At 78.7% G+C, this 25,837-nt stretch carries 25 protein-coding genes; 12 read left to right on the top strand and 13 right to left on the bottom strand.

All coding sequences use genetic code 11. The features are described 5' to 3' along the window. Positions 1-35: 35 nt before the first annotated feature. Positions 36-242: a CsbD family protein gene (locus ACRYR7_RS13735; protein WP_432572668.1), complete on the bottom strand. Its 207-nt coding sequence runs from the start codon at positions 240-242 to the stop codon at positions 36-38. 77 nt (positions 243-319) lie between these two features. Continuing rightward, entirely contained in the window at positions 320-3,286 is a 2,967-nt protein-coding gene (locus ACRYR7_RS13740) for a glycoside hydrolase family 2 TIM barrel-domain containing protein (RefSeq protein ID WP_432572669.1), read from the bottom strand. Between the two features lie 161 nt (positions 3,287-3,447). Between ACRYR7_RS13740 and ACRYR7_RS13745 the strand changes: the two genes are divergently transcribed. The 5 genes from ACRYR7_RS13745 (at position 3,448) to ACRYR7_RS13765 (ending at position 9,492) form a co-directional block, all read left to right on the top strand. Next, complete coding sequence (locus ACRYR7_RS13745; RefSeq protein WP_432572670.1) at positions 3,448-4,290, top strand: DeoR/GlpR family DNA-binding transcription regulator; 843 nt, start codon at positions 3,448-3,450, stop codon at positions 4,288-4,290. A 116-nt stretch (positions 4,291-4,406) separates the two neighbouring features. Beyond that, positions 4,407-5,507, top strand: coding sequence for a galactose-1-phosphate uridylyltransferase (gene galT, locus ACRYR7_RS13750; protein ID WP_432572691.1), 1,101 nt, complete (start codon positions 4,407-4,409; stop codon positions 5,505-5,507). Then, positions 5,504-6,703 (top strand): galactokinase, encoded by a 1,200-nt coding sequence (galK, locus tag ACRYR7_RS13755; protein ID WP_432572671.1) that lies wholly within the window; start codon positions 5,504-5,506, stop codon positions 6,701-6,703. Before galT ends, galK begins: the two co-directional genes overlap by 4 nt. Before the next feature lie 116 nt (positions 6,704-6,819). Beyond that, on the top strand, positions 6,820-8,679 hold the full coding sequence (locus ACRYR7_RS13760; RefSeq protein ID WP_432572672.1) for a putative bifunctional diguanylate cyclase/phosphodiesterase: 1,860 nt from the start codon (positions 6,820-6,822) through the stop codon (positions 8,677-8,679). A gap of 39 nt (positions 8,680-8,718) precedes the next feature. Further along, positions 8,719-9,492 carry an IclR family transcriptional regulator gene (locus ACRYR7_RS13765; protein ID WP_432572673.1) on the top strand — a complete coding sequence of 258 codons (774 nt, stop codon included), beginning with the start codon at positions 8,719-8,721 and terminating at the stop codon, positions 9,490-9,492. Positions 9,493-9,560: 68 nt separating this feature from the next. On the opposite strand, the gene ACRYR7_RS13770 is transcribed toward ACRYR7_RS13765, so the two are convergent. The 6 genes from ACRYR7_RS13770 to ACRYR7_RS13795 form a co-directional block, all read right to left on the bottom strand. Continuing rightward, a complete protein-coding gene (locus tag ACRYR7_RS13770; RefSeq protein WP_432572674.1) occupies positions 9,561-10,811 on the bottom strand; it encodes an MFS transporter in 1,251 nt (416 codons plus the stop codon). 68 nt (positions 10,812-10,879) lie between these two features. Continuing rightward, positions 10,880-11,623 (bottom strand): class I SAM-dependent methyltransferase, encoded by a 744-nt coding sequence (locus ACRYR7_RS13775; protein WP_432572675.1) that lies wholly within the window; start codon positions 11,621-11,623, stop codon positions 10,880-10,882. 68 nt (positions 11,624-11,691) lie between these two features. Beyond that, positions 11,692-12,639, bottom strand: a complete 948-nt coding sequence (locus tag ACRYR7_RS13780) for a sugar kinase (RefSeq protein WP_432572676.1) — start codon at positions 12,637-12,639, stop codon at positions 11,692-11,694. Further along, the gene (locus tag ACRYR7_RS13785) at positions 12,636-13,256 is read right to left on the bottom strand and encodes a bifunctional 4-hydroxy-2-oxoglutarate aldolase/2-dehydro-3-deoxy-phosphogluconate aldolase (protein ID WP_432572692.1); all 621 of its coding nucleotides are present in this window, start codon (positions 13,254-13,256) and stop codon (positions 12,636-12,638) included. Before ACRYR7_RS13785 ends, ACRYR7_RS13780 begins: the two co-directional genes overlap by 4 nt. Positions 13,257-13,366: 110 nt before the next feature. After that, positions 13,367-14,374 (bottom strand): C-terminal binding protein, encoded by a 1,008-nt coding sequence (locus ACRYR7_RS13790; protein WP_432572677.1) that lies wholly within the window; start codon positions 14,372-14,374, stop codon positions 13,367-13,369. 127 nt (positions 14,375-14,501) lie between these two features. After that, positions 14,502-14,873 (bottom strand): VOC family protein, encoded by a 372-nt coding sequence (locus ACRYR7_RS13795; protein ID WP_432572678.1) that lies wholly within the window; start codon positions 14,871-14,873, stop codon positions 14,502-14,504. Between the two features lie 74 nt (positions 14,874-14,947). On the opposite strand from ACRYR7_RS13795, the gene ACRYR7_RS13800 reads away from it, so the two are divergent. After that, complete coding sequence (locus ACRYR7_RS13800; protein ID WP_432572679.1) at positions 14,948-15,412, top strand: MarR family winged helix-turn-helix transcriptional regulator; 465 nt, start codon at positions 14,948-14,950, stop codon at positions 15,410-15,412. 65 nt (positions 15,413-15,477) lie between these two features. Here the strand turns inward: ACRYR7_RS13800 and ACRYR7_RS13805 are convergent, their stop codons facing one another. From ACRYR7_RS13805 to ACRYR7_RS13820, 4 genes are read right to left on the bottom strand one after another with little or no spacing between them, the layout of a single operon-like run. After that, complete coding sequence (locus ACRYR7_RS13805; protein WP_432572680.1) at positions 15,478-16,290, bottom strand: ABC transporter permease subunit; 813 nt, start codon at positions 16,288-16,290, stop codon at positions 15,478-15,480. Beyond that, a complete protein-coding gene (locus tag ACRYR7_RS13810; RefSeq protein ID WP_432572681.1) occupies positions 16,287-17,237 on the bottom strand; it encodes an ABC transporter ATP-binding protein in 951 nt (316 codons plus the stop codon). The genes ACRYR7_RS13805 and ACRYR7_RS13810 overlap by 4 nt, the downstream gene beginning before the upstream one ends. Next, entirely contained in the window at positions 17,234-18,148 is a 915-nt protein-coding gene (locus ACRYR7_RS13815; protein ID WP_432572682.1) for a hypothetical protein, read from the bottom strand. Before ACRYR7_RS13815 ends, ACRYR7_RS13810 begins: the two co-directional genes overlap by 4 nt. Further along, positions 18,145-19,098, bottom strand: a complete 954-nt coding sequence (locus ACRYR7_RS13820) for an ABC transporter ATP-binding protein (protein WP_432572683.1) — start codon at positions 19,096-19,098, stop codon at positions 18,145-18,147. Before ACRYR7_RS13820 ends, ACRYR7_RS13815 begins: the two co-directional genes overlap by 4 nt. An 81-nt stretch (positions 19,099-19,179) precedes the next feature. On the opposite strand from ACRYR7_RS13820, the gene ACRYR7_RS13825 reads away from it, so the two are divergent. From ACRYR7_RS13825 to ACRYR7_RS13845, 5 genes are all read left to right on the top strand, one after another. Next, positions 19,180-20,631: an FAD-dependent oxidoreductase gene (locus ACRYR7_RS13825; protein ID WP_432572684.1), complete on the top strand. Its 1,452-nt coding sequence runs from the start codon at positions 19,180-19,182 to the stop codon at positions 20,629-20,631. Positions 20,632-20,719: 88 nt separating this feature from the next. Continuing rightward, the gene (locus ACRYR7_RS13830; RefSeq protein WP_432572685.1) at positions 20,720-21,613 is read left to right on the top strand and encodes a DUF1353 domain-containing protein; all 894 of its coding nucleotides are present in this window, start codon (positions 20,720-20,722) and stop codon (positions 21,611-21,613) included. Between the two features lie 119 nt (positions 21,614-21,732). After that, entirely contained in the window at positions 21,733-22,788 is a 1,056-nt protein-coding gene (locus ACRYR7_RS13835) for an ABC transporter substrate-binding protein (RefSeq protein WP_432572686.1), read from the top strand. After that, positions 22,785-23,846 carry a FecCD family ABC transporter permease gene (locus ACRYR7_RS13840; RefSeq protein ID WP_432572687.1) on the top strand — a complete coding sequence of 354 codons (1,062 nt, stop codon included), beginning with the start codon at positions 22,785-22,787 and terminating at the stop codon, positions 23,844-23,846. The genes ACRYR7_RS13835 and ACRYR7_RS13840 overlap by 4 nt, the downstream gene beginning before the upstream one ends. Further along, entirely contained in the window at positions 23,843-24,631 is a 789-nt protein-coding gene (locus tag ACRYR7_RS13845; RefSeq protein WP_432572688.1) for an ABC transporter ATP-binding protein, read from the top strand. The genes ACRYR7_RS13840 and ACRYR7_RS13845 overlap by 4 nt, the downstream gene beginning before the upstream one ends. Positions 24,632-24,665: 34 nt before the next feature. Here ACRYR7_RS13845 and ACRYR7_RS13850 read toward each other — a convergent pair whose 3' ends face one another. Then, entirely contained in the window at positions 24,666-25,271 is a 606-nt protein-coding gene (locus ACRYR7_RS13850) for a TetR/AcrR family transcriptional regulator (protein WP_432572689.1), read from the bottom strand. Between the two features lie 99 nt (positions 25,272-25,370). Here ACRYR7_RS13850 and ACRYR7_RS13855 point away from each other — a divergent pair, with 99 nt between their 5' ends. Further along, positions 25,371-25,793: an organic hydroperoxide resistance protein gene (locus tag ACRYR7_RS13855; RefSeq protein ID WP_432572690.1), complete on the top strand. Its 423-nt coding sequence runs from the start codon at positions 25,371-25,373 to the stop codon at positions 25,791-25,793. The last annotated feature ends 44 nt before the right edge of the window (positions 25,794-25,837 follow it).

The following is a 25,837-nucleotide window of genomic DNA, read 5'->3' on the forward strand; positions in this document are numbered from 1 at the left end:
GGCGCGCCCCTCACCCAGCGCGATGGTTCAATGCATCAGGGCGTGTCGCCCGGCACGTCCGACGCCAGCAGCAGCGAGGAGGGGTCCTGTGGACCTGTCGGTCGCTGGTTTAGGTCGGCGGCCGTCTGGTCGCCCTTGCCCTCCGCGCGCAGCTCCTCGTCGCCGGCGGCGCCGCCGGCGGCCTCCTTGGCCTTGCCGGCCGCGCCCTGCGCCGCGTTCTTGATCTTGTCGGTCGCGCTCATCGTGACCACCCTCCTCGATCGGTGCGCCCAGTCCAGCACCGCTGCGGGCGCCCCGCACCCCGGGGCGCCCGCGGTGCTCAGCCCAGCGGGCGCAGCACCAGCGAGAACGTGCGCGGCCGCGCCTCCAGGCGGTGCTGCGGCAGGGCGCCGGGCCCGCAGGAGCCGGTGCCGATGCCGTGCTGGGCGACGTCCAGGTGCAGGTGCACCGACCCGGAGTCGGCCAGCTCCGGGGTGTGCGCGGCGGCGTCGAGCTCGGCGGTGCTCCAGCGGCGCGTGGTCAGCGCCACCACCGGCTCGCCCTCCACGCGCAGCGCCCCGGCGGGCCCGCGCAGCTCCGCCCAGCGCGCGTCGGCGCGCCGGCCGTTCTCCTGCGGGCGCACGTAGGGCGTCTGCAGCTCCTCCAGCGAGGCGCTGAAGCGGCCGACGCGGGTGGCGGCGCCGGTGTCGGAGTACGCCTCCCCCGGGCCGCGCCCGAACCACGTCACCGACTCCAGCCCGCGCGGCAGGCGCAGCCGCACGCCCAGGCGCGGCAGCGGCACGCCCAGCGCCCCGCCGGGCAGGTCCGGGGTGAACTCCACCGCGAGCCGGACCGCGCCGGTGGTGTCGGCGGACCAGCGCAGCACGGCGACGAAACCGGTGTCGGTGCCGGCGGCGGCGGTGCGGGTGGTGACGACGAACTCCTCGCCGGAGACCACCGCGGAGGCGGTGCGGGTGCGCAGGCGGTCCAGCCCGAGCCGGCGCCAGGTGCGCTCCAGCGCCTCGCCGTGCAGGCCGGCGTCGTTGTCGGTGGGCGCGCGCCACAGGTCCAGCACCGGGCCCTCCTGCACGGCCAGGCCGCCCAGGGAGCGCAGCGCCCCGGTGCGCGCGTCGAGCACGGCCGCGCCGAGCAGGACGTCCGCGCCGCGGCGCACGGGGGCCACCGCCGCGCCGCGCGGGGCGGGCGCCGGCGGGGAGAGCTGCACCTGCCCGGTGGAGAGCACGTGCCCGGCCGGCGCCCAGGAGGTGCCGGCGGCCAGGGCGGCGGTGACGGTGAACCAGCGCTCCCCCGCGGCCGGGGCCAGGGCGAGCACCTCCTCGGGCAGCTCCAGCAGCGCGGAGCCGCGCGCTGGCAGCTCCGGGGTGGGCAGGGTCCCGGCGGCGACCTCCTCGCCCTCGTCCTGCACGCTCCAGGTCAGCGCGACGTGGGAGAGGTCCACCACGTCGTAGCGGTTGGTCAGGCGCAGCAGGTCCCCGGCGGGGGTGGTCTCCACGGTGAAGCGCACCTGGGAGACGACGGCGGCGTAGTCCAGCAGGCCGGGCGAGGGGGTGCGGTCGGGGAACACCAGGCCGTCGGCGACGAAGTTGCCGTCGTGCAGCACCTCGCCGAAGTCGCCGCCGTAGGCGAAGCGCTCGCGCCCGGCGGCGTCGCGCTGGCGCAGGCCGTGGTCGATCCACTCCCACACGAAACCGCCCATGCAGCGGTCGGAGGACTCGAACAGCTCCTGGTACTCCACCAGCCCGCCGGGGCCGTTGCCCATGGCGTGGGCGTACTCGCACTGCACGAACGGCATCGCGCGGCGGCGGGTGTCGAGGTCCGCGTCGGCGAGCTGCTCCTCGGCGCGCTGCGCGATCGCGGCGACCTCCTCGTGGGAGGCGTACATGCGCGAGTAGACGTCGACGTAGGGGCTGTCCCAGTCGTGCTCGTAGTGCACGGGGCGGGAGGGGTCGCGGTCCTTCAGCCACGCCGACATCGCGCGCAGGTTCTGCCCGGTGCCGCTCTCGTTGCCCAGCGACCACAGCACGATCGAGGGGTGGTTCTTGTCGCGCTCGACGGTGCGGCGCACGCGGTCCAGGTACGCCTCGCGCCAGGCGGGGTCGTCGCTGGGGTTGCCGCGCCAGCCCAGGTCCACGAACCCGTGGGTCTCCAGGTCGCACTCGAGCACCACCCACAGGCCGTGCTCGTCGCACAGCTCCAGGAACCGCGGGTGGGGCGGGTAGTGGCTGGTGCGCACGGCGTTGACGTTGTGCCGCTTCATGAGCAGCACGTCGGCCAGCATCTCCTCCTCCGACAGCGTGCGGCCGGTGTCGGGCGAGAACTCGTGGCGGTTCACCCCGCGCAGCTTCACGGGGCGGGCGTTGACGGTGAACACCCCGTCGACGATCGCCACGCGGCGGAAACCCAGGCGCAGGCGGGTGCGCTCGCCGGCGGCGACGACCTCGGCGTCGTACAGGCGCGGCTCCTCCGCCGACCAGGGCTGCACGCCCTCGAGCTCGACGTCCTCGCCGGCGGCGGCGTCCACGCCCAGCTCGGGCACGAGCACCCGGGCCGGCACCGGTCCCCCGTCGGCGCCGGTGGCCTCCACCCGCAGCAGGCCGCGGCCGGTGGCGGCGTCGTAGTCGGCGTGCGCGAAGACGTCCTCGGCGGCGCCGGCGGGGCGGGCCAGCAGGGTGACGTCGCGGAAGATCCCCGACAGCCACCACATGTCCTGGTCCTCCAGGTAGCTGCCGGAGGACCACTGGTGCACCCGCACGGCGAGCACGTGCTCGCCGTCCGCGCCGCCGCCGGCGGCCAGGGCGGCGGTGACGTCGAACTCCACGGCCAGGCGGCTGCCGACGGAGCGGCCGACCTCCACGCCGTCGACCCAGGCGGTGAACGCGGAGTCCACGCCGTCGAAGCGCAGCACGGCGCGGGTGCCGTCGCCGTCGAGGAACCCGGCGGGCAGGGCGAAGGCGCGCCGGTGGTCGCCGGTGGGGTTCTCGTCGGGCACGTGCGGCGGCTCGACGGGGAAGGGGTAGACGACGTTGGTGTAGGCGGGCGCGCCCCAGCCCTGCAGCTGCCAGTGGCCCGGGACGGTGATCGAGGCCCAGGCGGCGTCGTCGAGGGCGGGGTCGGCGAGGTCGGCGGGGGTGTCGGCGCGCTCGGCGCAGCGGAAGCGCCAGCGCCCGTCCAGCGACAGGGCGGGGGCGTCGGTGCGCGTCCACGCGCGCGCCGGCAGCGCGCCCCGGGAGGGGGCGCGCCCCTCGAACCACCTCGTGCGAACGGCGTCGTCCGGTACCTGGGTCACGCCCCGACCCTCCCCCGCCGCGGCGGCCGCGTCAACCACCGACGCACAAGGGCGAACACCCGTGGCGTCCGTCCGTGTTGGTTCCTGTTCGTCCGTGTTGACTCGCGCGGTCGCGGGCGGCATCCTCGACCGGTCGGCACTAAGGAGGAGGGAGCGCTGACGTGCTCGCCCGCAGCCGCCAGGAGGCCATCCTCGACGCCGTGCGCCGCCACGGCAGCGTGCGCGTGTCCGACCTCGTCGAGCAGCTCGGCGTCTCGGACATGACGGTGCGCCGCGACATCGGCGAGCTCTCCCGCCGCGGCCTGGTCGACCGGGTGCACGGCGGCGCCGCGCGCCCCAGCAGCAGCACCGAGCCCGGTTTCGCGGCCAAGTCGGCGCTGCGCACCGCGCAGAAGCGCGCCATCGGCGCGCTGGCCGCCTCCCTGGTCGAGCCCGGCGCCTCGGTGGCGCTGTCCGCGGGCACCACCACCGTGGAGGTCGCCCGCCACCTGCGCGACGTGCCCGGCCTGACCGTCGTGACGAACTCCCCGCCGGCGGCCGAGCTGCTGCACGACCCCGCGCGCGCGGACCGCACGGTCCTGCTGACCGGGGGCGTGCGCACCCCCTCCGACGCCCTGGTGGGCCCCGTGGCGGTGCGCAGCCTGCAGGACCTGCACGTGGACCACCTCTTCCTCGGCGTGCACGGGCTGGACCCGCGCGCCGGGCTGACCACCCCGAACCTCGTGGAGGGCGAGACCGGCCGCGCGCTCGTGGCCGCCGCCGCCTCCGTGGTGGTGGTGGCCGACTCCACCAAGTGGGGCGTGGTCGGCCTCACCACGATCGCGGCGCTGGAGGAGGTCGACGTCCTGGTCAGCGACGAAGGCCTGCCGGGCGCCGCCCGCCGGGAGCTCGCCGAGCGCACCGGCCGCCTGCTGCTGGCGCAGGTGCCGGCCGGCGGCGCACCCCACCCCCAGGACGGCCCGCACCCCCGGGACGACCCGAAGCAGCAGGAGGACGACGCGTGAGCAGCAGCACCCCGGGCGCACCCGGGCCGGGCGCGGGGCCGGACGCGGGACCGGCGGAGCCCGCCGACGGCCTGCGCCGCAGCGGGACCCACGAGTTCCGCCGCACCTCGACGCGCATGGCCGACGGCCGCGAGCTGATCTACTTCGACGACACCGAGCCGTGGCTGTCCGGCGAGCGCGCCCGCGACGCCGTGGACCACCGGCCGCTGCCGCCGGCCGACGAGGTGGTGCGCGGCGGCTCGCAGGTGCGGTACGACCCGCTCACCGGCGACTGGATCGCGATGGCCTCGCACCGCAACGACCGCACCCTGATGCCGCCGCCGGACCAGGACCCGCTGGCGCCCACGGTGCCCGGCGGCTTCCCCACCGAGATCCCCGACGACTCCTACGACGTCGTGGTGTTCGAGAACCGGTTCCCCTCGTTCTCCACCCGCGTCGGCGGCGAGCCGGGCCTGGTGGACGGCGAGGAGCTGTGGCCGGTGCGCCCGGGCACCGGGCGCACCGAGGTCATCTGCTTCACCAGCGAGGCCACCGGTTCCTTCGGCACGCTGGACCCGCGCCGCGCCCGCACGGTCGTGGAGGCGTGGGTGGACCGCACCGAGGGCCTGGCGCGCGTGCCCGGCGTGGAGCAGGTGTTCTGCTTCGAGAACCGCGGGCAGGAGATCGGCGTGACCCTGCCGCACCCGCACGGGCAGATCTACGGCTACCCGTTCGTGACGCCGCGCACGGCCACGACGCTGCGCCGCGCGGGCGAGCACCGCGCGGCCACCGGCCGCAACCTGTTCCGCGACGTGCTGGACGCCGAGCGCCGCGCCGGCACCCGCGTGGTGCTGCAGACCGAGCACTGGACGGCGTACGTGCCCGCCGCGGCCCGCTGGCCCGTGGAGGTGCACCTGGCCCCGCACCGCGACGTGCCCGACCTGCCCGCCCTGGACGACGCCGAGCGCGCCGACCTGGTCACCGCCTACCTGGACCTGCTGGGGCGGCTGGACCGCTACTACCCCGACGACCACCCGCTGCCCTACATCGCCGGCTGGCACCAGGCCCCCGTGCGCACCGGGCGTGAGGAGTTCCGCTTGCACCTCCAGCTCTTCAGCGTCCTGCGCGGCCCCGGCAAGGTGAAGTACCTGGCCGGCTCGGAGTCCGCGATGGCCGCCTGGATCAACGACACCACCCCCGAGCGGATCGCCGCGCGGCTGCGGGAGGTGGCCGCGTGAGCGCCCCCGCGTTCTTCGAGGCCCCCGCGCGCGCCGAGGCCGCCGAGGCCGTCGCCGACGCCTACCGCGACGCGTTCGGCGAGACGCCCGAGGGCGTGTGGTCGGCGCCGGGGCGGGTGAACCTCATCGGCGAGCACGTGGACTACACCGGCGGGCTGTGCCTGCCGCTGGCGCTGCCGCACCGCACGTTCGTGGCGCTCAGCCCGCGCCACGACGACGTCGTGCGGGTGCGCTCGGCGCAGGAGGCCGGCGCGGACTGGGAGGGCTCGCTGGCCGAGGTCGGCGCCGGCTCGCCCGAGGGCTGGGCCGCCTACGTGGCCGGGGTGCCGTGGGCGATGGGCCACGAGCACGGCTTCGACGCCGTCGTGGACGGGCACGTCCCGCTCGGCTCGGGGCTGTCCTCCTCGGCGGCGCTGGAGTGCGCCGTGGCGATCGCGCTGGCCGACCTGGCGGGCCTGCCCACCGACGACGCCGGGCGCGCCGAGCTGGCCGGGGCGTGCGTGCAGGCCGAGAACGTCGTGGCCGGCGCCAACACCGGCGGCATGGACCAGGCCGCCTCGCTGCGCTGCCGCGAGGGCGGGGCGATCCTGCTGGACACCCGCGACGACTCCGTGACGCACCTGCCGCTGGACCTGGCCGGCGCCGGGCTGGCGCTGCTCGTGGTGGACACCCGGGCCGCGCACTCGCACTCCGGCGGGGAGTACGGCGCGCGCCGCGCCGACGTCGAGCGCGCCGCGCGCGCGCTGGGCGTGCCGGACCTGCGCGCGGTCGACCCCGCCGACCTCGACGAGGCGCTGGCGCGGCTGGCCGGGCAGCCGGGCGCGGAGGTGCTGACCCGGCGCGTGCGCCACGCGGTCACCGAGATCGACCGGGTGGCCCGCACCGCGCAGCTCCTGCGCGCCGGGCGGGTGCGCGAGGTCGGCGCCCTCATGGACGCCTCCCACGAGTCCCTGCGGCACGACTACGAGGTCTCCGCCCGCGAGCTGGACCTGGTGGTCGACACCGCCCGCGCCGCCGGCGCGCTGGGGGCGCGGATGACCGGCGGCGGCTTCGGCGGCTCGGCGATCGCGCTGGTCGAGCGCGACGCCACCGGCGAGGTCGCGGCCGCCGTGCGCGACGCCTTCGCCCGCGAGCGGCTGCGCGCGCCGCAGTTCCTGGCCGCGCTGCCCTCGCGGGGCGCCGGGCGCGACGCCTGAGCACCGCCCCGGTGCCGGGCGGGTGGGCGATCGGCCCGCGGAGCGCCCGGCACCGGGGTACGGTCGGAGCCTCGTCTCCAGCACCGGGGGCGCCCGTCTCGCCGGGAGGACCCTTGGTGAGCACGCCGGCCGCCGGGACCACCGGTCCCGCCCCCTCCCCGGTCCGCACCGCGGAGCTGCTCACGCACGTGCAGCGGGTGGCGCGGCGCCTGACGGGCGACTTCGAGGCCGAGGACGTGCTGCACGAGCTGGTGCGCGCCGCGGTGGGCGTCCTGGGCGCGGACGGCGCGGCGGTCGTGGTGCCCGGCGAGGAGGGGCTGCTGCGGCTGGCCTCGGCCACCGCGGGCGCGGTCACCGAGGTCGAGGCCGTGCAGGAGCTGCTGCGCGAGGGGCCCTGCTGGGACGCGCACCGGCGCGGGCGGGTGGTGCTCAGCGCCGACCTGGCCGTGGAGGGCGACTGGCCGAGCTACCAGCGCCGCGCGACGGAGCTGGGCGTGCACGGGGTGTGCGCGCTGCCGATGAGCGGCCGCGGCGCGCCGCTGGGCGTGCTGACCGTCTACCACCGCGCCCCGCACCGCTGGAGCGGGGCGGAGCTGGGCGCGGCGGGCGCGTTCGCCGACCTGGCCGCGTGCTGCCTGGCGGTCGCGCGCGACCGCGAGGAGACCCGCAGCGCCCGCGAGGAGCTCGCCTACCGCGTCGAGCACGACGCCCTCACGGGCCTGCCCGTGCGGGCGGTGTTCCTGCAGGAGCTGGCCCGCGCCCTGCGCGAGCTGCCGCGGCACCGGCTGCTCGGGGTGCTGTTCGTCGACCTCGACGGCCTCAAGCGCACCAACGACACCCACGGGCACCTCGCGGGCGACCAGCTCATCCGGGCCAGCGCGCGGCGCCTGCGGCGCGCGGTGCGCCCCGGCGACGTGGTCGCCCGCGTGGGCGGGGACGAGTTCCTGGTGCTGCTGCGCGAGCTGCGCTCGGCCGGGGAGGCCGCGGCCGTCGCCGCGCGGGTGGTGCGCGAGTTCGCCGCGCCCGCCGAGCTGGACGACGTGGCGGTGCAGCCCTCCGCCAGCGTCGGCGTCGCGGTCACCGGCACCGCCGACCCCGCCGACGCCGACGCGCTCGTCTCGCGCGCCGACGCGGCCATGTACGGGGCCAAGCGCTCCGGGCCGGGGCGCTGGGCGGTGTTCGACCCCGAGGCGCACGCCGGCGCCGCCGGGCGCGGCGACCGCGGCACCGAGCTGCGCCGGGCGCTGCGCTCGGGGGGGCTGCAGGTGCACTACGAGCCGGTGGTGGACGTCGACGCCGGCCGCGCCGTGGCCGTGGAGGCGCTGGTGCGCTGGCCGCACCCGCAGCGCGGGCTGCTGGTGGCCGAGGAGTTCCTGCACGCCGCCGACGACCCGGAGCTGCTCGCCGAGCTGGGTTCCTGGGTGCTGCGCAGCGCCTGCGCGCAGCTCGCGGCGTGGGACGGCGAGCTGGGCGGGCGGGCGCCGGAGCGGGTGCTCGTGGACGTCTCCGCGCTGGGGACCGGCGAGCCGCGGCTGGAGCGGGAGGTGCTGGACGCGCTCGCCGCGCACGGCCTGGCGCCCGGCCGGCTGGTCCTGGGGACCACCGAGCGCGAGGTGCTGGACGACCCGCGCACGAGCGGGACGCTGGCGCGGCTGCACGAGCACGGGTGCGTCATCGCCGTGGACGACTTCGGCACCGGGCACTCCTCGCTGAGCCGGCTGGTGCACCTGCCCGTCGGGGTGCTGAAGGTGGACCGCTCCTTCACCGGGGCGGTGCTCGCCGACGCGGCCGCCACCGCCGTGGTCGCCACCGTCCTGCGCCTGGGCGAGAGCCTGGGCTGCCAGGTCGTCGTGGAGGGCGTGGAGGACCGGGACACCCTCGCCGCGCTCACCGCGCTGGGCTGCCGGTACGCGCAGGGCCCCCACCTGGGGCGGCCCGCGCCGGCGCACGAGCTGCGGGCGCTGCTGGCCCGCTGAGCCGGGAGCGGGCGCGCGCGCCGGTGGCAGGATCGGCGCATGGAGAGCAGCGCCCCCACCGGGGCCCGGACGCTGGAGCGCGGGCTGGGCCTGCTGGACCACGTCGCCGCCGGGCGCGAGCGCCTGGAGGAGATCAGCGCCGCCGCCGGGCTGAGCCGCTCGGCCACCCACCGGATGCTCACCTCCCTGGTCGCCGCCCGGTTCCTGGAGCAGACCCCGCAGCGCACGTACCGGCTGGGGCTGAAGCTGTTGGAGCTGGGGCACCTGGCCGAGCGGACCCTAGACCTGCCCGGCGAGGTGCAGGCGGTGCTCACCTCCATCGCGGACGCCACCCGCGACACCACCCACCTGGGCGTGCTCCGCGGCGCGGACGTGCTGTACCTGGCCAAGGCGCGCGGGCACCGCGGCATGGAGATGGCCTCGCGGGTGGGCGCGCGGCTGCGCGCGCAGAACACCGCGATGGGCAAGGCGCTGCTGGCGGAGCTGCCCGAGGAGCGGGCGCTGGCCGCGTTCGACCCGGCCGCCGTCGTCACCGGGAACTCCATCGCCACCGCCGCGGAGTTCGCGCGCGCCCTGCGGGACGTGCGCGAGCGGGGTTTCGCCCTGGACGACCAGGAGAACGAGCTGGGCGTGCGCTGCGTGGCGATCGCGGTGCCCGACCTGTCCGGCCGGCCCGCCGCCGCGGTGTCGATCTCCGCGCCGAGCGTGCACGTGCCGCAGGAGCGGGTCGCGGAGCTGGTGGGGGTGCTGCGCGCGCGCCGCGCGGAGCTCACCGCCCGCCTGCCGCGGGGTTTCGCCACCGCGTGGACCTGACGCGGACCCGGCGCGGTCCGGTGCGGACCCGGCGCGGACCCGGACGGCGCCCCCGGCGCCGGGCCGCGTCAGGCGCCGTGCCGCAGGGTGCGCACGGGCCGGTGGGCCAGGGCCGCCAGCGCGACGAGCGCGTACAGCGCGGCGCCGGCCACGGCCACGGTGCGGTCACCGGCGGCCGCGGCCAGCGGCACCACCAGCAGCTGCCCCAGCGGCACCGCGAGGAACGCGCCCAGCTCGTCGTAGGAGGCCACCCGCGAGAGCAGCCGCGGCGGCACGTGCTCCTGCAGCGTGGTCTCCCACGCGATCGCGGCCGCGCCCCCGCCCACGCCCGCCGCGAACGTCGCCGCCAGCAGCCACGGCGCGCCCGCCCCCAGGCCCAGGGCGAGGAACGCCACCGCGGGAAGCGCCGCGCACAGCTGCCCCAGCGCCAGCAGGCGCCGCACCACCAGCCGGTACAGCACCAGCCCCGCCACCAGCAGGCCCACGGCCCGCGCGCTGCTCGCCAGCCCCCACGCCGTCGCCCCGACGCTCCCGCGGGCGATGACGGGCCCCAGCACCATCCACACCCCGGCCAGCACCAGGTTCAGCACGGCGTACACGCCGGTGAGGAACGCCACCCAGCGCAGCTGCCGGAACGCGTCCCAGCCCTCGCGCAGGTCCCGCGCCAGGCGCCGCGGCCCACCGGGCCCGCCCGGCGCGGCGGGCGCCGGCGGCAGCCGCAGCCTGCTGACGCACACCGCCGCCAGCAGGTACCCCGCGGCGTCCACCGCCAGGGCCCACCCCCCGCCGGCGGTGGCGACCAGCACCCCCGCCAGGGCCGGCCCGCCGACGCGGGTGGCGCTGCGGGTGGAGGCCAGCAGCGCGTTGGCCCGCTGCAGCTCCGGCGCCGGCACGAGCTGCGGCACGACGCCGCGCAGCGCCGGCGAGGTGAACCCCGCGCACACCCCGCCCGCCACCTGCAGCCCCGCCACCAGCAGCAGGTCGAACCGCCCGGTGATCAGCAGCACCGCCACCGCGCCCTGCGCCAGGCTCGTGCCCAGGTGCGCCAGCACCAGCACCCGGCTGCGCGAGGCGCGGTCGGCGACCGCGCCGCCGACCAGGAGCACCACCAGCGGCAGCGTCTGCGCGGCCAGCACCACGCTGAGGTCGCGCACGCTGCCGGTGGCCTCCAGCACGGCCAGCGGCAGCGCCACCCCCGTCATGGAGGAACCGGTCAGGGAGGCCAGCCGGCCGGCGAAGAACCAGCGGAACGGCCGGCGGTGCAGCGGGCCGCGCGGGCCGGTGCGGGAGGCGTCCGCGGTGTCGGGGTCTGCGGGCACGGGGGCCGATCCTGCCCGCGGGCGCTCGCCGCGGACAAGGCGGCGGGCGCGGGCGGGCGGGCGCGCCCTCAGGGCCGGCGGGTCCGCGAGCAGCGCGTCACGTAGGGCAGGGGGACCTCGCGCCGGCCGCGCAGGTCGGGGTGGGTGCGCAGCAGGTCCGCGACCCGCTCGAGGACCCGGGCGCGCTCGGCGTCGGGCAGGGTGATGACGTAGCTGCGGGAGGCGACCAGGTCGAGCAGGCCCTGCGGGGTCGTGGTGTGCACCCAGCGCACGTCGTGCCGCTCCACGGGCGCGAAGGGCGCCCCGACGACGGGCGCGCCGGTGGCCGGGTCCTGCTCGTCGCCGCGGTGCAGCGCCTCCCCCAGCCGCGCCACCCAGTCGCTGCCCTCGTCGCGCACGTTCCACACCAGGCCCAGGACGCCGCCGGGGCGCAGCACGCGGGCGACCTCGGGCACGGCGCGGGCGGGGTCGACCCAGTGCCAGGCCTGGGCGACGAGCACGGCGTCGACGTCGGCGTCGGGCAGCGGCAGGCGCTCGGCCCCGCCCCGGCGCACCTCGACGTCGGGCAGGGCGGCGCTCAGCCGGGCGAGCATGCCGGGCGAGGGGTCGACGGCGACGACGTCGAGGCCGCGGGCGCGCAGGGACCGGGTGAGCTTGCCGGTGCCCGCGCCCAGGTCGAGCACGCGGCGGGCGCCGGGGGGCAGCAGCCAGTCGACCGCCTCGTCGGGGTAGGAGGGGCGGCCGCGCTCGTAGGCGTCGGCGGCCGCGCCGAAGGAGGCGGCCTGCTCGCGGCGGGCGGCGTCGGTGTCCACGGGCCGCAGCGTGCCGCGCCCGGCGGCCCGGGGGAAGGGCCTCCCGGCCCGGTGCACGGCGGACCCGGTCAGCGCGAGACGGGGTCCTTGGCGTCCAGCAGCGCCAGCTCCGCCCGCCGCGGCATGCCCTCCCAGTCCCCGGGCACCTGGCAGGCGAACGCCCCGACCCGCACGGCGGTGCGCAGCCGCTGCTCCACGTCGCAGCCGCGCAGCAGCTCGGCCAGGTACCCGGCGACGAAGCCGTCGCCGGCGCCGACGGTGTCCACCACGGTGACCGGCACGGCGGCGCGGCGGTGCTCGGCGCCGTCCACGACGGCGACCGCCCCGAGGGCGCCGAGCTTGACCACCGCCTGCGCCGGCCCCAGGGCGGCCAGGGCGTGCGCCAGCTCCAGGGGGTCCTCGCGCGGGCCCACGAGCATCGCCGCCTCGTCGTCCCCGGCGAACACCACGTCCACGCGCCGCGCCAGGCGCGCCAGCACCGGCCCGGCCTCGTGCGCCGGCCACAGCGCCGAGCGGTGGTTCACGTCCAGGGAGACCAGCGCGCCGGCGGCGCGGGCGGCGTCCACGGCGTGCTCGACGGCGTCGGCCGCGGACGCCGACAGCGCCGGGGTGATGCCGGTGACGTGCAGCAGCGCCGCGCCGGCCAGCGCCCCGCGGGGCACGTCGTCGCGGTGCAGGCGCGAGCCGGCGCTGCCGGCGCGGTAGTACCAGACGCGCGAGCGCTCGCCGGTGCGGCGCTCCTTGACCATCAGCCCGGTGGGCGCGCCGGGGTCGACGACGGCGGCGACGTCGACGCCCTCGGCGCGCAGCTCGCGCAGCACCAGCTCGCCCAGGCTGTCGGCGCCGACGCGCCCCACCCACGTCACCGGGGTGCCCAGGCGCGCCAGGGCGACGGCGACGTTGCTCTCGGCGCCGCCGGTGCCCAGGGCCAGGGAGCGGGCGTGGGCCAGCGGGCCGGGCGCCTCCGAGCGCGCCAGCGCCATCGTCTCGCCCAGGGTGAGCACCCGCCCGCTCACGCCGCGCCCCGCGCGGCGACGGCCTCGGCGACGGAGGCGCACAGGCGGCGCGCGCGGGCGGTCAGGGCGGCGGGGTCGCCGCCGGAGAACGCGTCGCCCAGCAGCGGCCCGCCCAGGCTGACGGCGACCGCGCCGGCGGCGATCCACGCGGCGGCGTCGTCCACGCCGATCCCGCCGGAGGGCACGACGAGCAGGTCGGGGAAGGGCCCGCGCAGCTGGGAGAGGTACCCGGGCCCGACCGCGGAGGCGGGGAACAGCTTCACGGCGGTGGCGCCGGCCCGCCAGCCCGCGTGCAGCTCGGTGGGCGTCAGGCCGCCGGGGAACACCGGCACGCCGCGCTCGACGGCGGCCGCGACGACGGCGGGCACGGTCGTGGGGGTCACGAGGTAGTCCGCCCCGGCGTCCAGGGCGCGCTCGGCCTCCTCGCGGGTGGTGACGGTGCCCACGCCGACCTCCGCGCCGCCGGCGAACCGCTCGCGCAGCCCGGCGATCTCCTCGAACACCCCGGCGGTGCTGAGGGTGAGCTCCACCGAGCGCACGCCGCCGTCGAGCAGGGCCTGCACGACGGGGGCGTACTCGCGGGCGTGGCGGGCGCGCAGCACCGCCACCACGGGCACCTCGCGCAGCGGCGCCGACAGCGGCGGGCGGGCCGGGCCCGGCGCCGGCGGACCCGCGCCGTCCACGCCGTCCGCGCCGGGCTCGATCCCGCGGCCGTGGTCCACCGCGCTCACCGCCGCACCCGCGCGCCGGGCGCCCCGGGGCCGGGCGCCCCGGGGTCGAGCGCCTCGGGGTTGAGCACGTCGGGGGGCGGGTCGCCGGCGAGCACGTCCACGGCGTTGCGCACGGTGCGCCGCTTCAGCTCCGCGTAGGACTCCTCGCTGTACCAGGCCGCGTGCGGGGTGAGCACGACCTGCTCGAGCTGCAGCAGTTCGCTGTCGCGCGGCAGCGGCTCGGTCTCGAACACGTCCAGCCCCGCGCCGGCCAGGCGCCCGGAGCGCAGGGCGCGCACCAGCGCGGCGGTGTCCACCACGCCGCCGCGGGAGGTGTTCACCAGCACCGCACCGGGTCTGGCCCGGGCGAGCAGGTCCTCGCCGATCAGGTGGTGGGTGCCGGCGGTGAGCGGCAGGTGCAGGGACAGCACGTCCGAGGAGGCCACGACCTCCTCGGTGCCGAGGACCCGCACGCCCTGCGCGGTGGTGGTGCCCGGCTCGGCGCGCGGGTCGGCGCCGACGACGGCGTACCCCAGGCCGGCGGCCTTGCGGGCGGTGGCCGCCCCGATGCGCCCCAGCCCCAGCACGCCGAACGTGCGGGTCGCCACCCGGTGCAGGGGTTTGACGTGCTCCAGGGAGTGCGTGCCGGCGCGCACGGCCCGGTCCAGGCGGGCGGTGCCGCGCGCCAGGGTGAGCGCCAGGGCGATCGCGTGGTCGCTGACGTCCTCGGTGCCGTAGTCGGGCACGTTGCAGACGGCGACGCCGCGGGCGGTGGCGGCCGGCACGTCGAGGGTGTCGACGCCGACGCCGTAGCGGCTCAGGACGCGCACCCGCGGCAGGGCGTCGAGGACCCGCGCGGTGACCGGGGCGTACTGCACGACGAGCGCGTCGGCGTCCGCCCCGGCCGCCACGACGTCGTCCTCGGTGCGGCAGCGCGCCAGCACGAGGTCGGCGCCGGCGTCCCGCGCCACGGCGCGCTCGACGTCCACGGAGTCGTGGTCGCAGTCGGTGATGACGATCCGCACGGGTCCTCGTGGTCCTCTCGGCGCCGCTCATCCCGATTAACGGGACGCTGTCCCATCCAGAGCCAGCGTAGCGACCGCCTTCGCCGCGGGGGAAGACCCCGCCGCCGGGGCCCGGGCCCCGCTCGACTCAGGCCCGGTCGTGCAGCGTCAGCGCGTACCCGTCGGGGTCGGCCACGGTGAAGGTGCGCCCGAAGGGCCCGTCGGCCGGCGCGCTCAGCACCGGCACGCCCGCGGCGGCGAGCCGGTCGTGCAGGTCCTGCACCCCCTCGGCGTGCAGCCACAGCGCGACGCCGGTGCCCGGGCGCGGCACCGCGGCGTCCAGGTCGACGCCGGGCAGCGGCTCGCGCACGGCCAGGGGGACGGGGGCGGTGTCGAACACGACGGCGCCGGGCGGGCTCGCCGGGGCCCGGCGCAGGCCGAGGTGCCCCTCGTAGAAGGCGGCGGCGCGCGCCAGGTCGCGCACCTGCAGGGCGATGAAGTCGGGTCCGGTGACGCTCACGTCGTCCTCCTCGTGTGTCAGGGTCTTGACACCCGAGGGTGCACGGGGCGCACGTCGTGTGTCAAGCTCCTGACATGAGTGGAGGCGCGGGGGTCGGCCCCCTGGAGGAGTCGGTGGGGTACGCGCTCAAGCAGGCCGCCGCGGCGCTGCGCGGCGCGATGGACGCCGCGCTGCGCCCGCTGGAGCTGACGGTGCCGCAGTACTCCTGCCTGGAGCTGCTCGGGCAGCGGCCGGGCCTGTCCAGCGCCGACCTCGCGCGCGGCGCCTTCGTCACCCGCCAGGCCATGAACGGCGTGCTGCGCGGCCTGCAGGAGCGCGGGCTGGTCACCCGCCCCGCCAGCGCCCCGCACGGGCGGGCCCTGCCCACCGAGCTCACCCCCGCCGGGCGCGCGGCGCTGGGGGCGGCGAGCGCCGCCGTGCGCGGGGTGGAGCAGCGCATGCTCACCGCCCTGGGGCCGGCGGCCCGCCACCGGCTGCGCGGGGACCTCGCCACCTGCGCCGGCGCGCTCGCCGACGGCGGGGCGGGCGCGCCGGGCTGAGCGGCGCGGGCCGGGCGGGGTGGGCCGGGCGGGGTGGGCCGGGCGGGGTGGCCGGGCGGGGCCGGTCAGCCGGCGCCGGAGGTGACGTCCATGCGCTGCAGCCGCCAGGAGGCCAGCGCCACCGCCACCACCGCCACCGCCACCAGCACCAGCGCCGAGGTGGTGGTGCCCGAGGCGGCGACCGTGCCCAGCGGCACGTCGCCGGGGGTGGCCGGGGTGACGACGCGGCGGCCGTAGGAGCCGATCGACAGCCCCCGCAGCGCCGGCGCCAGCCCCGCCAGGAACGTCTCCCACAGCACCACGTACGCCAGGCCCGCCAGCAGCCCGCGCCGCGCCAGCAGCGAGAGCAGCACGAACAGCCCGCAGTAGGCGGCGGAGCTGAGCACCGTGGCCAGCACGACGCCGGCGACGACGTCCCCGGCGGGCAGGTTCACCGACACGCCCAGCACCGCGGCCGCCGCCACCGCCGGCAGGCAGACCACGACCGTGGACACCCACGCGGCCGCGGCGCGCGCCACCACGACGTGCCAGCGCGGGCGCGAGAGCGAGCGCAGCAGCGGCAGCGTGCCGCCCTCGCGCTCGTCGCCGAACGCGCCGGTGCCCAGCACCAGGGCCACGATCGGCACCACGAGGCCGACGAGCAGGTCGCCGGCGAGGGTGGTCTGCAGCCCGTAGCGGGCCGGCACGCTCGTCACCGCCAGCACCACGGCCGCGACGGCGGCCACCACCAGCGGCAGCGCCGCCAGCCCCGCGGTGCGCCCGCGCAGCAGCACCGCGCCCAGGGAGAAGCCGAACAGGGTGGTGCCGAACCCCGCGCGGGACCGCCCGCGCGGGGCGTCCCGCGCCGGCCCGCGCGACCGCGTCGACGGTGCGCTCAACGTCCCGCTCCCCTCGCCCGGCGCACCAGGTGCGCGAACGTGCTCTCCAGGTCCTCGCCCACCGGCTCCACCCGGCGCAGCGTGGCGCCGGCGCGGCGCGCCAGCTGCGGCACCGCCTCCGCCAGCGCGGTGGCGCGCGGGGCCTGCACCAGCACCCCGCCGCGCCCGGCCGGGTCGCGCTGGACGGAGTCCACGACGCCCTCGGCCAGCAGCAGCCCGGCCAGCTCCAGCACGCCCGGCCCGTCGAGGTGGACGCTGCGGGGGCGGTCCACGAGCAGGTCGCGGATCGCGGCCGGCTCGCCCTCGGCGACCAGGCGGCCGTTGACGACGACGAGCACCCGCGACGCCATCCGCTCCACCTCGCCGAGCACGTGCGAGGAGACCAGCACGGTGCGCCCCTCGGCACCCAGGGCGGCCACCAGGTCCACGTCGGCGCGCCGCTGCGCGGGGTCCAGGCCGTTGAACGGCTCGTCCAGCAGCAGCACCCGCGGGTCGTGCACCAGGGCCTGCGCCAGGCGCACCCGCTGGCGCATCCCCTTGGAGAAGCCGCCCACGCGCCGGTGCGCGGCCCCGCCCAGCCCCACCCGCTCCAGCACCGCCGCGGCCGCCCCGCCGGGGTCGGGCACCCCGCGCTGGCGGGCCAGGAACGCCACCTGGGCGTGGGCGCTGGCGTGCGCCCAGGTGCCCTCCCCATCGGGCACGACGCCCAGGCCGCGGTGCACGCCGGGGTCGTCGTGCGGGTCGCCGCCCAGCACGCGCACCCGGCCCTGGCTGGGCCGCACCGTGCCGGCCAGCAGCGAGAGCACCGTGGACTTGCCGGCGCCGTTGTGGCCCAGCAGGCCGGTGACGCCCGGCCCCAGCGCGAAGGAGACGTCCGAGAGCGCCACCGTGTCGCCGAACCAGCGGCTGACGCCGTCCAGCTCGACGACCGCCCCGCCGGCGCTCACGCGTCGCCCCCGCGCCCGTAGCGCACGCCCAGCACGGCGGCCCCGAGGGCGACCGTGCCCGCCCACGCCCACCAGGCCAGGGCGCCGGCGACCTGCTCGGTGCCGGTCACCACCGCGGTGGCCAGCAGCACCGGGCCGCCGGCCGGGTCGAGGGCCAGCGGCCAGTCGGCGCCGACCACCACCGCCACCAGGCGGGTGAGCACCGGGCCCACCAGCACCAGCGCCAGGTAGGCGCCCACGGCGAAGACCCGCCGCGGGGTCAGCGAGGACACCGCCAGGCCCAGCGCCGCGTGCGGCAGCACCACCACCGCCGAGGCCAGCACGACGCGCGGCAGGTCGCCGACGTTGTCGGCGAGCCAGCGGCCGGGGTCGTCGGCGGTGGCGATGGAGCCGACGAACAGCACCAGCGCCGGGCCGAGCACGATGAGCGCCAGCAGCGCCACCGCCGCCAGCGCCGTGCCGAGCACGTACTCCGCGCGCGAGAGGGCCGTGGCGAAGTACAGCGACAGGACGCGGTCGCGCCGGTCGCGCGTGGGCACCGTCGGCACGGCCGTGGCGACGAAGGCCAGCACGACCACGGCGTTCGTCGTCAGCAGCTGCGGGTAGCCGATGAGGTCGGTGGGCTGCACGGTCACCTGCGGCACCAGCAGCGGCACCGCGACCACCGCCAGCGCCGGCAGGTACGCCACCGCCAGCAGCAGGAACGGCCACAGCTTCGCGCCGGCGCTGCGGCCCAGGCCCAGCGGGCGGCGCACGTCGGCGGCCACCAGCGCCGCCACCGCGCTGCGCCGCGGGCGCAGCGCCCCCGCGTAGCGCACGTAGCGCCCGACGTGCAGCACCGCCCGCGGCGCACCCGCCGCCGCGCCGCCCGTCCCCGCGGCTCGCGCCGCGCCGTCCACCGCCCCGCTCACCGGCCACCCCCCATCGCGTCCAGCACCACGTCCTCCAGGCCCCGCCCGACCGCGACCAGGCGCACCAGCGCGCGGCCCTGCTCGGCGGCCAGGTCCCGCACCACGTCCAGCGCGGCGTCGGTGCCCGCGCTGAGCCCCACGTCGCCGGCGGCGGTGGGCCCCACCCGCACGCCCAGCGGCTCCAGCCGCGGCGCCAGCGCCGCCGCGAACGCCGCGACGTCGCCGCTGACGCGCACCTGCACCGCGCCGCCGGGGTCGTGCCCCACCGCCACGGGCCGCTGCGCCGCCAGCGCCCCGGCGCGCAGCACCACCACCTCGTCGCAGGTGCGCTCCACGTCGTCCAGGACGTGGGAGCTGGCCACCACCCGCACCCCCAGGTCGCGCGAGAGGCGCCGCACCAGGCGCAGCATCTCCTCGCGCCCCGACGGGTCCAGCCCCGAGGTCGGCTCGTCCAGCAGCACCAGCTCCGGGCCGTGCACGAGGGCCTGGGCGAGCTTGGCGCGCTGCTGCATGCCCAGCGAGTACGTCGCCACCGGTCGGCGCCGCTCCTCCTCCAGCCCCACGGCGAACAGCACCTCGCTGGTGCGGCGCACCGCGTCGCGCCGGCCCAGGCCCCGCAGGCGCGCCAGGTGCACGCACACCTCCTGCGCGGACATGTCCAGCGGCAGGCAGGGGTGCTCGGGCATGAACCCCACCCGGCGGCGCACCTCGGCGCGCTGGCGCACCGCGTCCAGGCCCAGCACCCGCAGCGACCCGGCGTCCGGGCGCGTCAGGCCCAGCGCCGTGCGGAAGAACGTCGACTTGCCCGCGCCGTTGGCGCCGAGCAGCCCGGTGGCGGGCGCGGTGAAGGAGACCGTCAGGTCGTCCAGCGCCCGCACCTCCCCGAACGCCTTGCGCAGCCCGCTGCACTCGATCCCCGGCGGCTCGCCCGCCCCCGCACCGATGTCCACGGCGCCAGTGCACCACCCGTGCGCCCGCTGGGGATCACCCCTCCGTCGCGGGTCCGTCGGAGGATCGGTGAGGATCGCGTGGTGGGGGACGCGCAGCGGGTGGACGCCGACGTCGTGGTCGTCGGTTCGGGGTCGGGCGGGAAGATGGCCGCCCAGCGGCTGGCCGGGGCCGGGCGGCGGGTGGTGCTCGTCGAGGACGGCCGGGTGGGCGGCTTCTGCCCGTACGTGGCGTGCGTGCCGGCGAAGTCGCTGCTGCTCTCGGCGCGGGCGGGGCTGTCGTGGGTGGCCGCGCGCGCGGTGCGCGACGAGGCCGCCTCCCACCGCGACGACAGCGCCGCCGCGGCGGAGCTGAGCGGGCAGGGCGTGCGGGTGGTGCGCGGGCGCGGGCGGCTGGCCGGCCCGGGCCGGGTGCTGGTGCGGACCGCCGGCGCGGACCACAGGGACGACGGGGACGGCGCGGACGACGGGGACGACGGGGACGGCGCGGACGACGGGGACGGCGCGGACGACGGGGCGGGCGGCGAGGCGGGCGGCGGGGAGCGGGAGGTGCGCGCGCCGGTGGTGGTGCTGGCCACCGGCAGCCGCCCGGTGCGCCCGGACCTGCCGGGGCTGGCCGCGGCCGCGGTGTGGACCTCCGAGGACGCGCTGGCCGCCGCGGACCTGCCCGGGCGCCTGGTCGTCCTGGGCGGCGGGCCGGTGGCGTGCGAGCTGGCGCAGGCCTTCGCGGGGCTGGGCTCGCGGGTGGTGCTGGTGCAGCGCGGGGCGACGCTGCTGTCCAGGGAGCCGGCCTGGGTCGGGGAGGTGCTGGCGGGTGCGCTGCGCGCGGACGGGGTGGACGTGCGCACCGGGGCCGGTGCCCGCGCGGTGCGCGCGGGGCACCTGGAGCTGTCCGACGGCTCGCTGCTGCCCTTCGACCGGCTGCTGCTGGCCACCGGCCGCTCCCCCGCCACGGAGGGGCTGGGGCTGGACCCGTCCTGGCTGGGCGAGCGCGGGCAGGTGCGGGTGGACGCGCGCTGCCGCGTGGTGGACGGCGCCGGGGCGGTGGTGCCGGGCCTGTTCGCCGTCGGCGACGTCACCGCCCTGTCGGACTACACGCACGCCGCGAACCACCAGGCGCGCACGGTCGTCGGCGAGGTGCTCGGCCGCGGCCGCGACGCGGACCTGCGCGCGGTGCCGCGCGCCGTCTACACCGACCCGACCGTGTTCTGCACCGGCGACGTCTCCGGCGCGGGGGCGCTCAGCGCGCGCTTCGGCGTCGGGGAGGTGGAGCGCGCCGCGCTGGTGCGGCTCTCGCGCCGCGCGCCGGTGACGGGGGCGGTGGAGCTGTTCGCCGACGCCGCCACCGGCGTGCTCGTCGGCGCCGCGTGCGTGGGCCCGGACGCGGACTCCTGGGGGGCGGAGCTGTCGCTGGCGGTGCGCGCGGGCCTGGACGTGGACCTGCTGGCGCACCACGTGCGCGCGTTCCCCACGTGGTCCGAGGCGGTGTTCCCCGCGCTGGAGGAGCTGCGGGCGCGGCTGGGCGCCGGGGGCTGAGCCCGCGGCGCCCGGCGCGCCCACCCGCCGGTGCCCGGCGGGCGCCCCCCGGCGGGGTGGCACCGGGCGGCGTGGCAGCCTGCGGGCCGTGCCGCACGCCGCCCCGCCGCCCCGCCTGCCCGGTTCCCGCCCGGCGCACCTGGGCCGCAGCGGGTTCTTCGACCCCGCGGAGCCGCAGCGGCCGTGGGCGGGGGAGGTGGAGCTGCACCGCTTCCTCGCCGGCGGCGACGGGGACCGCGAGCGGTTCCGGGTGCCGCGGCCGATCGGCTACTGGGACGCGCGCCGCGGGCCGCTGGTGGTGCCGGCGGACCCGGCGGCGTTCGCCAGCGACCTGACCTCGGTGCCGGCGGCGCTGAGCTGGCTGGTGCCCACCACGGGCCGGCACCTGCCCGCCGCGCTGCTGCACGACGGGCTGACCGCCGGCGCGGACGGCCCGCCGTCCTACCTGGCCGCGGCGCCGGTGGACCGGGTGGCCGCCGACCGGGTGTTCCGCAGCGCCCTGCGCGACCTGGGGGTCAGCAGGCTGCGCCGGGGGGTGATGTGGGCGGGGGTGTCGGTGTGGTCGGCGCTGGCCGGGCCGTTGCGGCGCACCTGGCGCGGGTGGCTGGCGGCCTGCGCCACCGCGGCCGTCGTCCTGGTGCTGGGCACGCTGTCGACGGTGGACCTGTTCGACGTGGCGGACGTGCTGCCGTGGATGGGCGCGCGGGCGTGGTGGGTGGAGCTGGGCACCGGGGCCCTGGCGGCGCTGGTGGTGCCGCTGCTGCCGGCGCCGCTGTGGGGGCGCCGGTGGCGCGCGGGGGCGGTGGCGGGGGTGGCGGCGGCGTTCCTGCTGCACGTCACCGTCGCGGTGGTGCTCGTCTCGGCGGGGTTCGCGGCCGCCGACGCCCTCACCGACGGCCGTCCCCGCCAGGCGCTGCGCTGGGCGGCGGCGGGGGCCGGGTTGGCCGGCGCGGTGGTGGGCACGGTGGCCCTGGCGCGCTGAGGGCGCACCGCGCACGGCGTGGGTAAGGGTAGCCTTTCCCCACCTCGCCGGGGGGTGCCCCGTCGCGGGGCCCGCCCGCGGGCACCGACCGCCGGGCAGCAGAGAGGCAGTACCCGCCAGTGAGCACCTCCCCCGTCCGCGGCGCGCGCAGCGCCGCGGCGATCGCCGTCCTCCTCGCCGTCGCGGGGTGCGGGGCCTCCGAGCCCGTGCCGGCCGCCACCGCCACCGCCGCGGCCGGGGGCGACGGGCGCACCCGGTACCCGCTGACCCTGGACAACTGCGGCGAGCAGGTCGTGGTGCAGGCCCCGCCGACCCGCGTGGTCTCCCTGGACCAGGGCTCCACGGAGATCCTGCTCTCGCTGGGCCTGCAGGACGTGCTGGTGGGCACCGCCTCGTGGACGGACCCGGTCCTGCCGCAGCTGGCCGCGGCGAACGCCTCCGTGCCGCGCCTGGCGGACAACGCCCCCACGTACGAGGTCGTCCTGGGCGCCGACCCGGACTTCGTCACGGCCTCCTTCGGCCGGCACTTCACCACCGGCGGGGTGGCCGAGCGCGCCCGGTTCGCCGAGACGGGCGTGGAGTCGTACCTGTCCCCCACGGACTGCGAGGACGGGCGCAGCATCAACGGCGGCGGCACCCGCACCCGGCTGCTGACGATGGACTCCCTCTACCGGGAGGTCCGCGAGCTGGCGGAGGTCTTCGACGTCGCCGAGCGCGGCGAGCGGCTCGTCGCCGACCTGCAGCGGCGCCGCGAGGCGGCCCTGGAGGGCGTGGACGCGGCGGGCACCACCGTGGCCTTCTGGTTCGCCGACACCAAGACCCCCTACGTGGCCGGCGGGCTGGGCTCGGCGGCGCTGCTGGCCTCGGAGGTCGGCGCGACCAACGCGTTCGCCGACCTCGACGACGACTGGCCGGCCGTCACCTGGGAGACGGTGGTGGAGCGCGACCCGCAGGTCCTCGTCCTGGGCGACCTGGCGCGCGCCCGCTTCCCCGGCGACCTGCTCGCCGACAAGGTCGCCTTCCTGGAGTCCGACCCGGTGACCAGCACCCTCGACGCGGTGCGCGAGCAGCGCTACGTCGCCCTGCACGGGGCGGAGATGAACCCCTCGATCCGCGCGGTCGACGGCCTGGAGAAGGTCGCCGCCGGGTTGCGGGACGCCGGGGCCGGCTCGTGAGCAGCGGCGTCGCCGCGCCGGCCCGGCCCGCGGCGGGCGCGCGGCGGCGCCGGGCGGCGGCGCCGCTGGTGGCCCCGGCCGCGGCCGCGGCGCTGGTGCTGTCCGTGCTGGTGGCCACCACGCTGGGCCCGGCGGACGTGTCGCTGGTCAACGTGCGCGACGTGCTGCTGAACCACCTGACCGGGGCGGGGATCCCCGTGCGGCTCTCGGAGGACGCGATCGTGTGGCAGGAGCGGCTGCCGCGCGCGCTGGTGGCCGCCTGCTGCGGGGCCGGGCTGGGGGTGTGCGGGGCGATCCTGCAGTCGCTGCTGCGCAACCCGCTGGCCGACCCGTTCGTGCTGGGCATCTCCTCCGGCGCCTCCACCGGCGCCGTCGTCGTCGGCGTGCTGGGCCTGGGCGGGGCCTCGGTGGGGCTCTCCGGCGGGGCGTTCGCCGGGGCGCTGCTCTCCTTCGGCCTGGTGCTGCTGCTGGCGCGGCTGGCCGGCGGCGGCGACCGGGTGGTGCTGGCGGGCGTGGCCAGCACGCAGCTGTTCTCCGCCCTGACCTCCTTCGTGGTGTTCGCCTTCGCCGACTCCGACGAGACCCGGGGGGTGCTGTTCTGGCTGCTGGGCTCCCTGGAGGGGGTGCGCTGGGACGACGTGGCGGTGTGCGCGGCGGTCGTCGCGCTGGGCCTGGGCGCGTGCCTGGCGCGGGCGCGCACGCTGGACGCCTTCGCCTTCGGCGACGACGTCGCGGCCTCCCTGGGCATCCACGTCGCCCGCGCCCGCCTGCTCCTGCTCGTGGTCACCGCGGTGCTCACCGCGGGCCTGGTGAGCGTGTGCGGGGCGGTGGGCTTCGTCGGCCTGGTGCTGCCGCACGCGGCGCGCTTCCTCGTCGGGCCGCTGCACGCGCGCCTGGTGCCGGCGACCGCGCTGGTCGGCGCGGTGTTCATGGTGTGGGTGGACGCCGCCTCCCGCGTGGCGTTCGCGCCCACGCCGCTGCCGGTGGGGGTGGGCACCGCGCTGGTCGGCGTGCCGGCCTTCGTCGCGATCCTGCTGCGGCGCAGGGGCACCTCGTGACGCTGGCGGCCGAGCGGGTCTCCTGGGAGCGCGGCGGCGCGCTCGTCGTGGACGGCGTGACGCTGCGCCCGCGGCCGGGCGCGACGGTGGGGCTGCTGGGGCCGAACGGCTCGGGCAAGTCCTCGCTGCTGCGCCTGCTCAGCGGCGTCGCGCGCCCCACCGGCGGCGCGGTGCTCCTCGACGGCGCGGAGCTGTCCGCCCTGCCGCGCCGGCGGGTGGCGCGCACCACCGCGGTGGTCAGCCAGCACGGCGGCACCGACGTGGACCTGCGCGTGCGCGACGTGGTCGACCTCGGCCGGGTGCCGCACCGCGGGGCGTTCGGCGGCGACCGCGCCGCGGACGCGGCCGCGGTGGGCCGGGCGCTGGAGGCCACCGGCCTGACCGAGCACGCGGAGCGGGCCTGGCACCGCCTCTCCGGCGGCGAGCAGCAGCGCACCCACATCGCGCGCGCCCTGGCGCAGGAGCCGCGGGTGCTGCTGCTGGACGAGCCCACCAACCACCTCGACGTGCGCCACCAGCTGGAGCTGCTGGGCCTGGTGGCGCGGCTGCCGCTGACGTGCGTGGTGGCGCTGCACGACCTGAACCTGGCCGCGATGTTCTGCGACGAGCTGGTGGTGCTGCGCGCCGGTCGGGCCGTGGCCGCGGGCACCCCCGAGCAGGTGCTCACGCCGGAGCTGATCGCGCGGGTGTACGGGGTGCGCGCCGAGGTGGTGCCGGACGAGGGCACCGGCCGGCCCGCCGTGCGCTACCGGCCCGGCGCGCCGCCGGCGGCCCGGGAGGGCTGAGGGGACCGGGGGTCCGCCGGGGTCCGCCGGGGGTTCAGCGGGTGGCGAGCAGGTCCTCCGCGCCGGCGCGCAGCGCCTCCTGCGCGGCGGCGGGGTCGGCGAGGTAGCCGGCGACCATCGCCCCGTCGCGCAGCACGACCCAGCGCTGCGCCGCGGCGGGCGGGTCCGGGTGCCCGGTGCGGCGGAAGGCCGCGGTGACGGCCTCCACCAGCCACCGCCGGTGCTCGCCGACCGCGCGCCGCACGGGGCTGCGCGGGTCGGGGTGCTCGGCGGCGGCGTTGATGAAGGGGCAGCCGCGGAAACCGCTGCGGCACAGCTCCTGCGAGACCAGCTCCGTGAGGTGGCGCAGCCAGCCGGCGGCGCCCTCGGCGCCCTCGGGCAGCGCGCCGGCGACCCGGCGCGCGCCGGCGTCGACCGAGCGCAGGTAGGCCACGACGAGGTCCTCCTTGCCGGGGAAGTGCCGGTAGAAGGTGGCGCGGGTGACCGAGGCCTCGGCGACGACGCGGTCGACGCCGACGGCGCGCACGCCCTCGGCGTAGAACAGCTCGGTCGCGGTGCGCAGCAGCCGCTCGCGCGCCTCGGAGGGGCGCGCGGGATCGGGTGCGGGGGCGGGGCCCGCACCGGTCGGCGCTGTGCTCACCCGCCCACGGTAGCCGCGCCCGCACCCGCTTGACCCCGGGCGGGGGGCTGGTGTTCCCTGAGGCAGAACGAACGTTCTCCCCGCTCGCCTGGAGGCCCCGTGCCCGCCGTCTACACCGCCGTCGCCACCGCCACCGGCGAGGGCCGCAACGGCCACGCCCGCACCGACGACGGCCTGATCGACGTCGACCTCGCCGTGCCGCGCGAGATGGGCGGCCCCGGCGGCGCCACCAACCCCGAGCAGCTCTTCGCCGCCGGCTACGCCGCCTGCTTCCACAGCGCCCTCAAGGCCGTGGCCCGCGAGCGCAGGACCTCCTTCACCGACTCCGCGGTCACCGCCGAGGTCGGCATCGGCCCGAACGGCGCCGGCGGCTTCGCCCTGGAGGTGACGCTGCACGTCGAGCTCGGCGGGCTGGAGCAGGCCGCGGCCGAGGAGCTCGTCGAGGCCGCCCACCGGGTCTGCCCGTACTCCAACGCCACCCGCGGCAACGTCGAGGTCACCCTCGAGACCGTCACGGCGTGAGCCCGGCCGGCGCGGGGGGGGCGCCGGGGGGGGCGCCGCTCGGC

It is taken from the genome of Kineococcus gurbantunggutensis, assembly GCF_050871925.1.
In the GTDB taxonomy this organism is placed as follows: domain Bacteria; phylum Actinomycetota; class Actinomycetes; order Actinomycetales; family Kineococcaceae; genus Kineococcus.